This window comes from Bacillus cereus group sp. BfR-BA-01380, from assembly GCF_022663535.1.
In the GTDB taxonomy this organism is placed as follows: Bacteria; Bacillota; Bacilli; order Bacillales; family Bacillaceae_G; genus Bacillus_A; species Bacillus_A cereus_BB.
Map to the genome: position 1 here is coordinate 1 of NZ_JAKUFS010000128.1, position 223 is coordinate 223.

Sequence of the window (223 nt, forward strand, 5' to 3'; positions counted from 1 at the left end):
CAAAGTCCCAACTACCATCGGCGCTAGAGAGCTTAACTTCCGTGTTCGGTATGGGAACGGGTGTGACCTCTCTGCCATCATTACCAGACTATATTCATTTGAGACAATCATCATTATACTTGATTCACTAAAAAAGTCAACAAGTTTTTTTATATTCTCTCAAAACTAGATAACACTTGCTTCATATTTATATGATTAAGTCCTCGATCTATTAGTATTCGTC

At 36.8% G+C, this 223-nt stretch carries 1 rRNA gene; it reads right to left on the bottom strand.

The features are described from left to right. Positions 1-88: ribosomal RNA gene (gene rrf / locus MR076_RS26225) — 5S ribosomal RNA — on the bottom strand; the annotation flags it as partial. Positions 89-223: the final 135 nt, after the last annotated feature.